17 protein-coding genes are annotated in these 14,113 nt (G+C 66.0%); 11 read left to right on the top strand and 6 right to left on the bottom strand.

All coding sequences use genetic code 11. The annotated features are described in order from the left end of the window. The first annotated feature begins 10 nt into the window (after positions 1–10). From motA to CLV77_RS03410, 3 genes are read left to right on the top strand one after another with little or no spacing between them, the layout of a single operon-like run. Positions 11–877, top strand: coding sequence for a flagellar motor stator protein MotA (gene motA, locus CLV77_RS03420; protein WP_076979247.1), 867 nt, complete (start codon positions 11–13; stop codon positions 875–877). Next, positions 874–1,272 carry a hypothetical protein gene (locus CLV77_RS03415; RefSeq protein ID WP_076979248.1) on the top strand — a complete coding sequence of 133 codons (399 nt, stop codon included), beginning with the start codon at positions 874–876 and terminating at the stop codon, positions 1,270–1,272. The genes motA and CLV77_RS03415 overlap by 4 nt, the downstream gene beginning before the upstream one ends. Next, entirely contained in the window at positions 1,269–1,712 is a 444-nt protein-coding gene (locus tag CLV77_RS03410; RefSeq protein ID WP_076979249.1) for a flagellar FliJ family protein, read from the top strand. The genes CLV77_RS03415 and CLV77_RS03410 overlap by 4 nt, the downstream gene beginning before the upstream one ends. A 35-nt stretch (positions 1,713–1,747) precedes the next feature. Here CLV77_RS03410 and CLV77_RS03405 read toward each other — a convergent pair whose 3' ends face one another. Continuing rightward, positions 1,748–2,248: an Lrp/AsnC family transcriptional regulator gene (locus tag CLV77_RS03405; RefSeq protein WP_076979250.1), complete on the bottom strand. Its 501-nt coding sequence runs from the start codon at positions 2,246–2,248 to the stop codon at positions 1,748–1,750. Positions 2,249–2,467: 219 nt separating this feature from the next. Between CLV77_RS03405 and trxB the strand changes: the two genes are divergently transcribed. The 3 genes from trxB (at position 2,468) to CLV77_RS03390 (ending at position 6,356) form a co-directional block, all read left to right on the top strand. Further along, positions 2,468–3,466 carry a thioredoxin-disulfide reductase gene (gene trxB, locus CLV77_RS03400; RefSeq protein ID WP_076979251.1) on the top strand — a complete coding sequence of 333 codons (999 nt, stop codon included), beginning with the start codon at positions 2,468–2,470 and terminating at the stop codon, positions 3,464–3,466. 272 nt (positions 3,467–3,738) lie between these two features. Beyond that, entirely contained in the window at positions 3,739–5,445 is a 1,707-nt protein-coding gene (locus CLV77_RS03395; protein WP_076979252.1) for a bifunctional sulfate adenylyltransferase/adenylylsulfate kinase, read from the top strand. Between the two features lie 215 nt (positions 5,446–5,660). Beyond that, positions 5,661–6,356: a DsbA family oxidoreductase gene (locus CLV77_RS03390; RefSeq protein ID WP_076979253.1), complete on the top strand. Its 696-nt coding sequence runs from the start codon at positions 5,661–5,663 to the stop codon at positions 6,354–6,356. A gap of 120 nt (positions 6,357–6,476) precedes the next feature. On the opposite strand, the gene CLV77_RS03385 is transcribed toward CLV77_RS03390, so the two are convergent. Next, positions 6,477–6,707: a DUF1150 family protein gene (locus CLV77_RS03385; RefSeq protein ID WP_076979254.1), complete on the bottom strand. Its 231-nt coding sequence runs from the start codon at positions 6,705–6,707 to the stop codon at positions 6,477–6,479. Continuing rightward, complete coding sequence (locus tag CLV77_RS03380) at positions 6,700–7,137, bottom strand: Hsp20 family protein (RefSeq protein WP_076979255.1); 438 nt, start codon at positions 7,135–7,137, stop codon at positions 6,700–6,702. The genes CLV77_RS03385 and CLV77_RS03380 overlap by 8 nt, the downstream gene beginning before the upstream one ends. Before the next feature lie 242 nt (positions 7,138–7,379). Here CLV77_RS03380 and CLV77_RS03375 point away from each other — a divergent pair, with 242 nt between their 5' ends. From CLV77_RS03375 to CLV77_RS03365, 3 genes are read left to right on the top strand one after another with little or no spacing between them, the layout of a single operon-like run. Beyond that, positions 7,380–7,598 carry a YdcH family protein gene (locus CLV77_RS03375; protein ID WP_076979256.1) on the top strand — a complete coding sequence of 73 codons (219 nt, stop codon included), beginning with the start codon at positions 7,380–7,382 and terminating at the stop codon, positions 7,596–7,598. A gap of 45 nt (positions 7,599–7,643) precedes the next feature. After that, positions 7,644–8,132: a 5-(carboxyamino)imidazole ribonucleotide mutase gene (gene purE / locus CLV77_RS03370; protein ID WP_076979257.1), complete on the top strand. Its 489-nt coding sequence runs from the start codon at positions 7,644–7,646 to the stop codon at positions 8,130–8,132. Beyond that, positions 8,125–9,213 (top strand): 5-(carboxyamino)imidazole ribonucleotide synthase, encoded by a 1,089-nt coding sequence (locus CLV77_RS03365; RefSeq protein ID WP_076979258.1) that lies wholly within the window; start codon positions 8,125–8,127, stop codon positions 9,211–9,213. The genes purE and CLV77_RS03365 overlap by 8 nt, the downstream gene beginning before the upstream one ends. 15 nt (positions 9,214–9,228) lie before the next feature. On the opposite strand, the gene CLV77_RS03360 is transcribed toward CLV77_RS03365, so the two are convergent. Further along, positions 9,229–10,062: a lipase family protein gene (locus CLV77_RS03360; RefSeq protein ID WP_236861018.1), complete on the bottom strand. Its 834-nt coding sequence runs from the start codon at positions 10,060–10,062 to the stop codon at positions 9,229–9,231. A 123-nt stretch (positions 10,063–10,185) separates the two neighbouring features. Here CLV77_RS03360 and CLV77_RS03355 point away from each other — a divergent pair, with 123 nt between their 5' ends. Next, on the top strand, positions 10,186–10,695 hold the full coding sequence (locus CLV77_RS03355; protein ID WP_083707703.1) for an NUDIX domain-containing protein: 510 nt from the start codon (positions 10,186–10,188) through the stop codon (positions 10,693–10,695). 124 nt (positions 10,696–10,819) lie between these two features. Here CLV77_RS03355 and groL read toward each other — a convergent pair whose 3' ends face one another. Further along, positions 10,820–12,463 (bottom strand): chaperonin GroEL, encoded by a 1,644-nt coding sequence (groL, locus tag CLV77_RS03350; protein WP_076979259.1) that lies wholly within the window; start codon positions 12,461–12,463, stop codon positions 10,820–10,822. Between the two features lie 39 nt (positions 12,464–12,502). After that, entirely contained in the window at positions 12,503–12,790 is a 288-nt protein-coding gene (locus CLV77_RS03345) for a co-chaperone GroES (RefSeq protein ID WP_076979260.1), read from the bottom strand. Positions 12,791–13,128: 338 nt separating this feature from the next. Between CLV77_RS03345 and CLV77_RS03340 the strand changes: the two genes are divergently transcribed. Then, positions 13,129–14,049, top strand: a complete 921-nt coding sequence (locus tag CLV77_RS03340) for a manganese-dependent inorganic pyrophosphatase (protein ID WP_076979261.1) — start codon at positions 13,129–13,131, stop codon at positions 14,047–14,049. The last annotated feature ends 64 nt before the right edge of the window (positions 14,050–14,113 follow it).

Genomic DNA, 14,113 nt, shown 5'->3' with positions numbered 1-14,113 from the left:
TGACACAGCGATGACGATGATCCTTGGATTGGTAATGGTGTTCAGCCTCGTGTTCGGCGGCTTCATGCTATCGGGCGGCAAGATGGAGATTGTCCTCCACGCCTTGCCCTTCGAGGGGATGATGATCGGCGGCGCGGCTCTTGGCTCTTTCGTCATCGCCAACTCGTTCTCGGTCATCAAGGCGTCGCTGCGGGGCATCGGCAAGGTGCTGAAGGGCCCCAAGTGGAAGGCCTCGGATTACACCGACCTGCTGAACCTGCTGTTCGAGTTGACGCGCCTTTACAAGACCAAGGGGATCCTGGCCCTCGACCCCCATATCGAAAGCCCCAAGGAAAGCGAGATCTTCGCACGCTATCCGCGCATTCTGGGCGATCACTTCGCGACCGAGCTGATCACCGACAGCTTCCGCATGCTCTCGATGCAGTTCGACGACAAATATGCGACCGAGGATGTCATCAACCGCAAGATCAAGAAGCATCATGGCGAGGCGCTTTCGGCCGCGCAGGCGATCCAGACGATGGCCGACGGCCTGCCCGCGATCGGCATCGTCGCGGCCGTTCTGGGTGTCATCAAGACCATGTCGTCGATCGACCAGCCGCCCGCGGTCCTGGGCGCGATGATCGGCGGCGCGCTGGTCGGCACCTTCCTGGGCGTCTTCCTGGCCTATTGCATGGTGCAGCCCATCTCGGGCCGGCTGGCCCAGATCGAGAACGAGGACGGGACCTTCTATCAGGTCATCCGCGATGTCTTCGTGGCGATGGTCGCCGCCCACCCGCCAAGCATCTGCATCGAGATCGGGCGCGGCAACATTCCCACCCCGAAACAGCCCGATTTCTACACGGTCGAGGCCGCCCAGCGCGAGCTTGCGACCGTATGACCGGCGCGGCGGCAGGCGGCACCGCGGGGACGTGGCGCGGCTGGCCCGCCGGACTTGCCCTTGCCCTGCTGTCGGCCCTGCTGCTTGCCGGCCCCGCCGACAAGGCCCTGGCCGCCGGCGGCGGTGACGCCCCGGCCAAGACGGACCCGGGCGCCCCGGAAAGCGGGGACGAAAGCGCCGATGGGCCCGCCCAGGGCAGCGAACGCATCTCCGTCTCCCCGCCCCGCGTGCGGCTGCAACTGGATCCCGTCATCCTGAAGCGCATGCGCGAACGGCTGGAGGAGCTGGAAGCCCCGGCCAAGCCCGCCGAAGAGGACGAGAGCAGCGAGGCGCCCGGCATCGGCGTCGTGCCCGGCGACGTGCCCGAGGCGCTCGCCTCGCCCAAGCGCCAATGAGCACCCGCCAGACCGCCGCCCGCCGCATCCGCGCGCTGGACCTGCTGGAGCGGGTAAAGCGCCACGAGATGGAAGATGAGCTGAGGGAGCTGGCGCGCATCAACGGCAAGATCGCCGAAACCCGCGCCCAGCGCGAGGAACTGGATCGCCGCCTGCGTGAGGAAACCCGTTCGCGCGATCTGGAGGTCGCCCCCTACATCGCCGGATTCGCCCGCGCCATGCGCGAGCAGATTGCCGGGCTCGACGGGCAGCTTGAGAAGCTTGCCGCCGAAAGCCGGACGCTGGACGATTTCGTCAGGGAGCGCTACCGCGAGGCGCGGACCTATGCCAGCGTCGCCGACCGCCTGCGCCAGGAGGCGCGGCAGGAGGCCGCCCGCCGCGAGGCCAAGGACCTGGACGAGATCGCGCTGACGCTCTGGCAGCGGGCGTCGGCCGGATAGGCCGGCCGGATCGGGGGAAGGTCAGCCCCTGGCCGTCAGGCTTCGGCGGTCAGGCGCTTTTCCAGAACGTCGAAGGGCACGCCCGGCTCGTCCTTGGCACAGCGGATCACCAGCGATGTCTTGACGCTGGCCACGTTCTCGGCCGCCGTCAGCTGCTCGGTCAGGAAGGACTGGAATGTGCTGAGGTCGGGTGCGACGCATTTCAGGATGAAGTCGATCTCGCCGTTGAGCATGTGACACTCGCGCACCAGCGGCCAGTCGCGGCAGCGGGCCTCGAACGCGCTGAGGTCGACCTCGGCCTGGCTGTGCAGACCGACCATGGCAAAGACCTGAACCTCGAAGCCTAGCGAACGGGGATCGACATCCGCATGGTAGCCGCGAATCAGGCCACTCTCCTCGAGGGTGCGGACCCGCCGCAGGCAGGGCGGCGCCGAGATGCCGACCCGCTTGGCCAGCTCGACGTTGGTCATGCGGCCGTCGGCCTGCAGTTCCGCCAGGATCATCCGGTCGATCGGATCCAGTTTCGCTCCGGGCATCGGCCCCTCCGTGAGATTGCTTTGCGCAACTTACAATTCACCGAACCGGGGCGCAATAATGTTTCAATCATGCGCAACATTTTTACGTCGCCTCCTACCCCGAAGGCGCCCCGCGGCCGGCGCGGCACTCGGCCACCCGGCGGCGCGCAGGGCTTTCGCCTGCGGGTCGCGCGACATATACCCGGAAAAACATATTCGTCAGTCTGCAGGAAGCGTGTCATGTCCGAATCCCGTCACAGCAAAGTTCTCATCATCGGCTCCGGCCCCGCGGGTTACACCGCCGCCGTCTACGCCAGCCGCGCCATGCTGGAGCCGGTCCTGATCCAGGGCATCCAGCCCGGCGGACAGCTGACCATCACCACCGAAGTTGAAAACTGGCCCGGCGACATCGAGGTGCAGGGCCCCGACCTGATGGCCCGGATGGAGGCGCACGCGCGTTCCGTCGGCACCGAGATCATCGGCGACATCATCACCGAGCTTGACCTCGGCAGCCGCCCCTTCACCGCCAAGGGCGACAGCGGCACCACCTATACCTGCGACGCGCTGATCCTGGCGACGGGCGCCCAGGCAAAATGGCTGGGCCTGCCCAGCGAGGAGAAGTTCAAGGGCTTCGGCGTCTCGGCCTGTGCCACCTGTGACGGGTTCTTCTACCGCGGCCAGGAAGTCGTGGTGATCGGCGGCGGCAACACCGCCGTCGAGGAGGCGCTGTTCCTGACCAATTTCGCCAGCAAGGTGACGCTGATCCACCGCCGCGACGAGCTGCGCGCCGAGAAGATCCTGCAGAACCGCCTCTTCAAGAACCCAAAGGTCGAGATGCTGTGGAACCACGAGGTGACCGAGGTCCTGGGCAGCGAAAACCCCCTGGGGGTCGAGGCCGTGCGCGCCCGCAATGTCCAGACCGGTGAGACGACCGACGTGCCTTGCAAGGGCTTTTTCGTTGCCATCGGCCACGCGCCCGCCTCGGAACTGGTGAAGGACAAGCTGGAAACCCACATGGGCGGCTACGTCGTGACCAAGCCCGACAGCACCGCGACCTCGATCCCCGGGGTCTTCGCGGCGGGCGACCTGACCGACCACATCTATCGCCAGGCTGTGACCAGCGCCGGCATGGGTTGCATGGCCGCGCTGGAGGCAGAGCGGTTCCTGGCCGAACATGAAGAACAGGACGACAAGGACGTCTCGGAGCCCCTGGGCTACGGCGCCCCGGTCGAAGGCTGAACGAACGGGCGGGCGGTGGGGTGGTGATTCCCCCGCCGCCCGCCGCGCCCCGCCCCTGCGGCCCGATTGCCGCCGGGCCGGGCGTTGCCCGCAAAGGGCCCCTTGCGGAACGCTGTGGCGGCGTTTCCCGTCCCGGCGGGAAAAAGCTCCTTGTGCCGCCGCAAACCCGCCGCAAGGCTTGAATTTCGCCATGTTTGGGTTCTAAACGCCCCGCGAATGACAGTGGTCGCGGCACTTTTGCCGTTTGTTAAAACAATCCGGGTGACAGAATAATGATGATGAGCAACCTCGCGCCGATTTCCGAGCTGTACGTGTCCTATGACAGCGCACAGAAACTCAAGGCCGAGGCCGGCGACCTGCTGAGCTGGGACCTGACCCCGCGCCAGATCTGCGATCTGGAACTGCTGATGAACGGCGGCTTCAACCCGCTGCGCGGTTTCCTGGGGCAGAAGGATTACGACAGCGTCGTCGAGAACATGCGCCTCGCCGACGGTTCGCTCTGGCCCATGCCCATCACTCTGGACGTCTCCGAGGAGTTCGCCGCCAAGCTGGAAGAAGGGCAGGACATCGCCCTGCGCGACCAGGAAGGCGTGATCCTGGCGACCATGACCGTCACCGACAACTGGACCCCCGACAAGTCGCGCGAGGCCGAGAAGGTTTTCGGCGCCGACGATCAGGCGCATCCGGCCGTCAACTACCTGCACAACACCGCCGGCAAGGTCTATCTGGGCGGCCCCGTCACCGGCATCCAGCAGCCCGTGCACTATGACTTCCGCGCCCGTCGCGACACGCCGAACGAGCTGCGCGCCTATTTCCGCAAGCTGGGCTGGCGCCGCATCGTCGCCTTCCAGACCCGCAACCCGCTGCACCGGGCGCATCAGGAACTGACCTTCCGCGCCGCCAAGGAAGCGCAGGCCAACCTGCTGATCAACCCGGTCGTCGGCATGACCAAGCCCGGCGACATCGACCATTTCACCCGCGTGCGGTGCTACGAGGCCGTGCTGGACCAATACCCAAGCGCCACCACCTCGATGAGCCTGCTTAATCTGGCGATGCGCATGGCCGGCCCGCGCGAGGCTGTGTGGCACGGTCTGATCCGCAAGAACCACGGCTGCACCCATTTCATCGTCGGCCGCGACCACGCCGGCCCCGGCAAGAACTCGGCCGGCGAGGATTTCTATGGCCCCTACGACGCCCAGGACCTGTTCCGTGAGCATCAGGACGAGATGGGCATCGAGATGGTGGACTTCAAACAGATGGTCTACGTGCAGGAACGCGCCCAATACGAGCCTGCCGACGAGGTCGAGGAAGGCGCCACCGTCCTGAACATCTCGGGCACCGAGCTTCGCCGCCGCCTGCAGGAAGGGCTTGAGATCCCTGAGTGGTTCTCGTTCCCCGCCGTGGTGGCCGAGCTGCGGCGCACCCGTCCGCCCCGCTCGCAGCAAGGCTTCACCGTGTTCTTTACCGGCTTCTCGGGCTCGGGCAAATCCACCGTGGCCAACGCTCTGATGGTCAAGTTGATGGAGATGGGCGGCCGCCCGGTGACGCTGCTGGACGGGGATATCGTGCGCAAGAACCTCAGCTCGGAGCTGGGCTTCTCGAAGGAACACCGCGACCTGAACATCCGACGCATCGGCTATGTAGCGTCCGAGATCACCAAGAACGGCGGCATCGCGATCTGTGCGCCGATCGCCCCCTACGCCACCACCCGCCGCGCCGTGCGCGAGGATGTCGAACAGTTCGGCGCCTTCGTCGAGGTGCATGTGGCCACCAGTCTGGAAGAGTGCGAGCGGCGCGACCGCAAGGGCCTCTACAAGCTGGCGCGTGAGGGCAAGATCAAGGAATTCACCGGCATTTCCGACCCCTACGACATGCCCGAGACCCCCGAGCTGCGGCTTGAGACCGAAGGCACGGATGTGGATTTCTGCGCCCAGCAGGTTCTGCTGAAGCTGGAAAGCATGGGTCTAATCGCGGCCTGATCGCGACTAAGGGTTTCGCACGGGGTTCCCGCGCGGGACCCGGTTGATCCCGCGACACGGAACGGCAAAGGTTGGGGCGGGGCGCGCAGGCACCCCGCCCTTTTTGCGATCCGCTCGCCGGCAAGTGACCCTTGGCTGATCCATGTCAAAGCGGGGGGACCTCGGGCCGGTCCAGTCAGGGGCGGCAGACATCGTTCACCAACCCGGAGCCCCCCATGACGACAGCCCGCCTTCTTTATTTCTCGGATATTCTTTGTGTCTGGGCCTATGTTGCCCAGCGCCGGATCGACCAGCTGACCGAAACCTTCGGCGAACGTGTCCGCATCGACGCGCATGTCTGCTCGGTCTTTCCCGATGTGAAAGAGAAGATCGCCCGGCAATGGGGCCATCGCGGCGGCCAGCAGGGGTATGGCGAGCATGTCCAGCAGGTGCTGGAGGGCTTTCCCCATGTCTCGCTGCATCCCGACACATGGGTGCGGACCGTGCCCGCGACTTCGGCCGGGGCGCATATGTTCCTGAAGGCCGTAGAGCTGATCGAGCGTCCTGCCGAGACGGATGCCGAGCCCGCCGCCTACCCCGACCGCCCCTCGACCGCCGCCGCGCACGCATTGCGCCACGCCTTTTTCGCCGAGGGGCGCGACATCTCGGACTGGGATGTTCATGCCGAGATCGCCCAGCAGATCGGGATCGAGCAAAAGGACATCGAGGCCGAGATCAAATCCTCCCGCGCGCTGGCCGCACTTGAGGCCGACTATGCCCTCTGCCAGCAGCACGGCATCGGCGGAAGCCCGACGGTGGTGCTGAACGAGGGGCGGCAGCGGCTCTTCGGGAACGTCGGTTACCGGCTGATCGAGGCCAACGTCCACGAGGTGCTGGAAGGGGCGCACCCGGATGAGGCCAGCTGGTGCTGAGGCGCGCCCGGCGTCAAAAAAAGGGCCCGCCCCGGCGGGGGCGGACCCTGAAAATCAAAGCCAGAAGCATGGGACCGGGTCCGAGGCGCCAAAAGGCACCAACCCGGCCTTGGTGCGTCCTCAGTGGACGTTCACCGGCGAGAAGTCGTTCTGGCGGGCAAGCAGGAAGGCCATCGCGCGATCACGCACCAGGGCCAGCCGTTCGCCGGTCTCCGAGTGCAGGGCGTAAAGCTGTTCAAGCCCTTCCGCCTCGGCACGGACCTCCTCGGGCAGGTCATCCACATCCACGGCCCGGACGTAGACGATCGGCTTGCCGTTGGCGGCTGCCTCAAGGTTGAATTGTTCAAACATCGCTGACCTCCTTCTGGTAAGCCTTGCCGATGCGGATGGTCTGCACCTCCGCTTTGGGAACGGCGCGTTTCAGATCCACGTGCAGCAGCCCGTTTTCCATCGACGCTCCTGACACCTCAACGCCGTCTGCCAGCAAAAAGGTCCGTTGAAACTGCCGCGCGGCGATTCCGCGATGCAGGAAAACACGGCCCTCGTCCTCGGCCGGCTGGCGGCCGCGGATCATCAATTGCCGCTCTTCGACGGTGATGGACAGGTCGTCTTCGGTGAAGCCGGCGACCGCCAGCGTGATCCGGTAACGATGCTCGGAAGCCTGTTCGATGTTGAAGGGGGGATAGCCGTCATTGCCAGTCTTTGCAGTGCGTTCGACCATCCGTTCCAGTTGCTCGAACCCCAGAAGGAAGGGATGCGAGCCCAAGGTAAGTTTCGTCATGTCGGGGTCCTTGAATAAGCGATCCGTTTCTTGGCGCGGCCCCATCATTGGCAACCGCACTTCCGATATATGGGGATCTGGGTCGGGCCGCGCAAGAACCCGCCCATGACCTTGCGTCACCCTTGACCCAGGCAGTCCCGGTCTTGCGCAATGGCCGCACCCCTGTGGCAGCAACGCCCTTTGCGCAGGCGGAATTCCGCAGTAGGCTGTTTGCATATTCCAAGCATTCGGACCGCAGTGTGATGAAAAATTTCAATCAGATGGACCGTATCGAGGTTCTGCGCATTCGCCTCGAGGCCCAGCGCCGCGAGCATCGCGACCTCGACTCGGCGATCGACGCGCTGCAGGAAAGCCCGGGGGCCGATCCCCTCGTCCTCAAACGGCTGAAAAAGCAGAAACTGTCGCTCAAGGACAGCATCCGCTCGTTGGAGGATCAGCTGCTTCCCGACATCATTGCGTAGGCTTCGCATCTAGCTATAGTGCCGCTTCCTTGAACGGAGGTGATGATGAGCCGCGTCGAAGTCGGGATAATCATGGGCAGCCAGTCGGACTGGTCCACCATGAAGGAGGCCGCCCAGATCCTGGACGAGCTGAACGTGCCCTATGAGGCGCGGATCGTCTCGGCGCACCGCACCCCCGACAGGTTGTGGGACTATGGCCGCGGCGCGGTCGAGGCCGGGCTGAAGGTCATCATCGCGGGCGCCGGGGGCGCGGCACATCTGCCGGGCATGATGGCGTCCAAGACGCGGGTTCCGGTGATCGGCGTGCCCGTGCAAACCAAGGCACTGTCGGGTGTCGACAGCCTGTATTCCATCGTGCAGATGCCCAAGGGCTACCCGGTCGCCACCATGGCCATCGGCGCGGCCGGCGCGGCCAATGCGGGCCTGATGGCCGCCGCGATACTGGCCAATGGCGATCCGGCTTTGGCCCGGCGCCTCGATGAATGGCGCGCGGCGCTTTCCGATTCCATCCCCGAGGTGCCCCGCGATGACTGAGCGCGCGACCGACACCCCCCTGCCCGCCGGATCGACCATCGGCATCCTCGGCGGTGGCCAGCTTGGGCGAATGCTGTCCGCCGCGGCCTCGCGGCTGGGCCTGCGCTGTCACATCTACGAGCCGGGGGCCAACCCGCCCGCCGCCGACGTGGCCCATGCCCTCACCACCGCCTCCTATGACGATCACGAGGCTCTTGCCGCCTTTGCCGCCTCGGTCGACGTGGTGACCTACGAGTTCGAGAACATCCCGGCCCCGGCGCTGGACCTGCTGGCAGATTCCGCCCCGATCCGCCCGGGACGCCGCGCGCTGGAGGTCAGCCAGGACCGGCTGACCGAGAAGACGTTCCTGTGCGACCTGGGCCTGCGCACCGCGCCCTTCGTGGCCTGCGACGATGCCGGTGCCCTGCGCGACGCGCTGGCACAGATCGGCCCCCGCGGCATCCTCAAGACCCGACGCTTCGGCTATGACGGCAAGGGCCAGGTGCGGCTGGACGCGCCCGACCAATGCGAGGATGCGATCGCCCAGATGGCCGGCGCGCCCGCGATCCTGGAAGGATTTGTCGATTTCAGCGCCGAGGTCTCGGTCATCGGGGCCCGCAGTGCCAGCGGCGACATCGCCTGTTTCGATCCCGGGGAGAATGAGCATCGGGACGGCATCCTGCATCGCACGCTGGTGCCCTCGCGGCTGTCTCCCTCGCTTCGTTCGGACGCGGTGCTGCTGGCCGCGCGGATCCTGAACGCGCTGGATTACGTCGGCGTCATGGGGGTCGAGCTTTTCGTCACGCCCGACGGGCTGGTCGTCAACGAGATCGCGCCCCGTGTCCACAACTCGGGCCACTGGACGCAGCTTGGCTGCGCCGTTGACCAGTTCGAGCAGCATATCCGCGCGGTCGCGGGCTGGCCCCTGGGCGATGGCAAGCGGCACGCCGATGTCGAGATGCTGAACCTCATCGGCGACGACATCCTGACGGCCCATGAACACGCCGGACAGACCGGGACACAGCTTCACCTTTACGGCAAGGCCGAGGCGCGGCCGGGCCGCAAGATGGGGCATATCAACCGCCTGCGCAGCGCCGGCTGATCCCCCGCCGGGGCCTCAGTTCTCGACGCCCGTCAGGATGCCGCCCAAGGTCCGGGTCAGCCCGTCGGTCAGCCCTTCGGTGACGCTGAGATCGTGGTCGAACCGCCCATTGCGCAGGAATTCGATCACCTGGGCGATGACCAGCGGGTTCATCATCATGAAGGTGTGGGTTACCGGCAGCACGATGTGATCGCGCATCCCGGCCACCCGGGTCGAGGCGACCGAAACCTTGCCGTCATCCGCCCCCTTTATCAGCCGCGAATAGATCGGGTTCATCGAGCGGTCGCCGGCGATCACGCCCAGCTCAAACGCCGCGCGGCTGAGGCGGTTGGGCAGGCTGCGGCGGCCGGTGCCAAGCTGCATCCCCGCCGGCCCGTTGATCCAGCGAAAGGGACGCAGACCGCCGAACACATCCACCAGCTCGGAGCCGCCGTTGGGTGGCCCCATCATCACCACCCGGCCCATGCGGGCCGGCAGCTCCGCCTCCTCGGCCCAGGCGCGCAACAGGATGCCGCCCATGGAATGGGTTACGAAATTGACCCGCCGCGCCCCGCAATCCCGCACCGCCCCGGGCAGCGTCGCCGCCACCAGCCGGGCGACCGGTGCCCGGGTCGAGGGATAGCTGCGATTGACGACGTGATAGCCCGCGTCCTCCAGCGCCTCCTCCATCACCAGCATCGAGCGCGAGGAGCGGGCCAACCCGTGAAGCAGCACCACACATTCCGCAGGCTCCACACCAGCGGCATCCTCAGCCGCCGGGGCGGGCCGGGGCGACAGGGCCGTGGCCAGTGCCAGGACCGCGAGCATCCGAAGGTTGGTGGCGGAGAGGGGCCGCATGCGCATCTTCATGCGGTCCAATGTAATGCGCGCCCGCCCCCGATGCGAGCCCGCTTGCGCCGCCGACACGCCGCCGCGACACGGACGGGGACCGCCCCTCTTGCACGTTTCGCGCGCCGCCGCCAAGGTCGCGGCATGGACCAGACGCCCCCCACCCCACCCGCCGCCGCGCCGCCAGGCCACCCGCTGCCGTCCGCCACCGCGCGCCCCGTCCGGCTGGCGGTGCGCGCGCTGATCCTTCACGACAACCGGCTGCTGCTGGTCAACGCCTTTCCGGGCGGCGTCAGCGACCTATGGTGCGCACCGGGGGGCGGGGTCGATCCCCATGCCTCCCTGCCCGACAACCTTGTCCGCGAGGTGCACGAGGAGACGGGGCTGACCATCGACGTGGGCGCCCCCTGCATGGTGAACGAGTTTCATGAACCCACCCGCGACTTTCACCAGGTGGATGTCTACTTTCGCTGCCGGATCACCGCCGGCACCCTCGACACCGGCTGGATCGACCCCGAGGCGGTGGTGACCGAACGGCGCTTCTTCTCGCGGGCCGAAATGGTGTCCCTCCGGTTCAAGCCCGACAGCCTGGCCGATGTCGCCTGGGACGCGGGCCGCATTCACTATGACGCGCTGGAGCGCCTGGTGCGCTGAGGCCCCTCCGCCAGGCCCGACCGACTGGCCCCTCGCGGCAAGGCGGAACAAAATCGAAATAAAAAAAGGGGCGCCCCGATGGGACGCCCCTTTCCTGTTCTTGCGAACTGATGTGCCCGAAAGCTTACATCATGCCGCCCATGCCGCCCATGTCGGGCATGCCGCCGCCGGCACCGGCACCATCTTTCGAGGGCTTGTCGGCAACCATGGCTTCGGTGGTGATCAGCAGACCGGCGATCGAGGCTGCATCCTCGAGCGCGGTGCGCACCACTTTGGCGGGGTCGATCACGCCGAACTTGAACATGTCGCCATATTCTTCGGTCTGGGCGTTGAAGCCGAACTTCGGATCGTCGGATTCGCGGATCTTGCCGGCGACGACGGACCCGTCGACGCCTGCGTTCTCTGCGATCTGGCGCAGCGGAGCTTCCAGCGCGCGGCGCACGATGGCGATACCGGCGTTCTGGTCGCTGTTCTCGCCGGTCAGGTCGGCCAGGGACTTGGCACCCTGAACCAGAGCCACGCCGCCACCGACAACGATGCCTTCCTGAACGGCCGCACGGGTCGCGTTCAGCGCGTCATCGACACGGTCCTTGCGCTCTTTCACTTCGACTTCGGTCATGCCGCCGACGCGGATGACGGCAACACCGCCGGCCAGTTTGGCCACGCGCTCTTGCAGCTTCTCACGGTCGTAGTCCGAGGTGGTCTCTTCGATCTGCTGACGGATCTGGGAAACGCGGGCCTCGATTTCGGACTTCTCGCCAGCGCCGTCGACGATGGTGGTCTCGTCCTTGGTGATCTGGACCTTCTTGGCGGTGCCGAGCATGTCGATGGTGACCGACTCGAGCTTCATGCCAAGATCTTCCGAGATCACCTGACCGCCGGTCAGGATCGCGATGTCCTGCAGCATGGCCTTGCGGCGATCGCCGAAGCCGGGTGCCTTGACGGCTGCGATCTTCAGACCGCCGCGCAGCTTGTTGACGACCAGCGTGGCCAGAGCCTCGCCTTCGACGTCTTCAGCGATGATCAGCAGGGGCTTGCCCGACTGGATGACGGTTTCCAGCAGGGGAACCATCGGCTGCAGCGACGAGAGCTTCTTCTCGTGCAGCAGGACCAGGCAGTCCTCCAGCTCGGTGGTCATCTTCTCGGGGTTGGTGACGAAGTAGGGGCTCAGGTAGCCACGGTCGAACTGCATGCCCTCGACCACGTCGGTCTCGGTCTCGAGGCCCTTGTTCTCTTCGACGGTGATGACACCCTCGTTGCCGACCTTCTGCATCGCGTCGGCGATCTGACGACCGATTTCTGCTTCGCCGTTGGCCGAGATGGTGCCGACCTGCGCGACTTCGGCGCTGTCGTTGACTTCACGGGCAGCGTTGCGGATGTGCTCGACGACCTTGGCGGTGGCCAGATCGATGCCACGCTTGAGGTCCATCGGGTTCATGCCGGCGGCAACCGATTTCATGCCTTCCTTGACGATGGCCTGAGCCAGAACCGTCGCGGTAGTGGTGCCGTCGCCGGCCTCGTCGTTGGTGCGGGAAGCGACTTCCTTCACCATCTGGGCGCCCATGTTCTCGAACTTGTCTTCCAGTTCGATTTCCTTGGCGACCGAAACACCGTCCTTGGTGATGCGCGGGGCACCAAAGGACTTGTCGATGACGACGTTGCGGCCCTTGGGGCCCAGGGTCACCTTGACCGCATCGGCAAGGATGTTCACACCCTTGAGCATGCGGTTGCGGGCATCGGTATTGAACTTGACGTCCTTAGCAGCCATTTGACTTGCTCCTATTCAGATTGCGGATGAAAGCGTCGCTCAGGCGATAATGCCGAGGATGTCGCTTTCCTTCATGATCAGCAGCTCTTCACCGTCGACGGTGACTTCGGTTCCGGACCATTTGCCGAAGAGGATCTTGTCGCCCTCCTTGACGCCCATCTCGATCAGTTCGCCGCTGTCCTTGCGAGCGCCGTCGCCACATGCGACAACCACGCCTTCGGCGGGCTTTTCCTTGGCGCTGTCGGGGATGATCAGTCCGCCCTTGGTTTTCTCGTCGCTTTCGGTGCGACGGACCAGCACGCGGTCATGAAGCGGTTTGAATGCCATCTCTGAGGCTCCTTGCTCAAAGTTTCCTGTTGACCCTCCCGGCCGCGGCCGGGGGCCTTGTTAGCACTTGAGGATGGAGAGTGCTAACAGCAGGGAGATAGGCAAAGCGCCCTGCGCTGTCAACAGGTCCGCGCGCCCCGACATGCACCGCGCGCCCTGCCCCGGCCGATCGCAACGGCACCGGGGAAATTCCGCGCCCGGTGGCGGCGGCGTGATGACATCCCCGCGAGCACTGCCTATAAGGGCCGCGATCCGGGCCGGGTCCCGGCCTGCCGGGCTCTTCCTGGCCCCGCCGCGCGGCGGCATTGCGACATTCTGACACCAACCACGGACGTGACATGACCATCAAGGTTTTCGGCCACAAGGCCCCCGACACCGACAGCACCGGCGCCGCCATCATCTGGGCCTGGTATCTCGACAAGGTTCTGGGCCAGCCGGCCGAGCCCTGCCTGCTGGGCACCCCCAACACCGAGGCCGCCTTCGTGCTGGAGCGCTGGAAGCTGGAGCAGCCGCGCATCATCGATAGCGTCGCCCCCGGCGAGCCCGTCATCATCGTCGACACCAACAACCCCGCCGAACTGCCCGAGGGTATCAACGAGGCCGACATCCGCGCCATCATCGATCACCACAAGCTGACCGGCGGGCTTGAGACCAAGGGGCCCATCGACATCACCGTGCGCCCGCTGGCCTGCACCGCGACGATCATGCACCAGATGATGGGGGCCGACGCCGCCAAGATGCCCGAATCGATCCGCGGCGCCGCCCTGTCGTGTATCCTGTCGGACACGCTGGAATTCCGTTCGCCGACCACCACCCCGGCCGATCGCGAACTGGCCGAGCAGCTGGCCCGCGAACTGGGCGTCTCGATCCCCGACTGCGCGGCCGAGATGTTCGCCGCCAAGTCCGATGTCTCGCGCTTCTCCGAGGCCGAGCTTCTGCGGATGGATTCCAAGGCCTACGAGGTCGACGGCGTCAATTTCCGCGTCTCGGTGCTGGAAACCACCTCCCCCGCGACCGTCCTGTCGCGCAAGGACGCGCTGATGGAGGCGATGGTCGACGTGGCCGTCGAGGACAAGGTCAACCAGGTGCTGCTGTTCGTGGTCGACATCCTGAACGAAGAGGCCACCCTGCTGGTACCCAACGACCTGGTGAAGGGCGTGGCCGAGAAAAGCTTCGGCGTCGACGTGGCGGGCGACAGCGTCGTGCTGCCCGGCGTGGTCAGCCGCAAGAAGCAGATCATCCCCGCCCTCAAGGTCTGATCGCGAGGGGGGCCGCCGGCCCTCTTTTCCCCCTGCCCTCAGCCCCCCCGAACCAGCCCGGAGG

Source organism: Brevirhabdus pacifica, assembly GCF_002797755.1.
Taxonomy (GTDB): Bacteria; Pseudomonadota; Alphaproteobacteria; order Rhodobacterales; family Rhodobacteraceae; genus Brevirhabdus; species Brevirhabdus pacifica.
The sequence above is the reverse complement of the archived record's forward strand: the minus strand, read 5'-3'. Positions and strand labels throughout refer to the sequence as shown.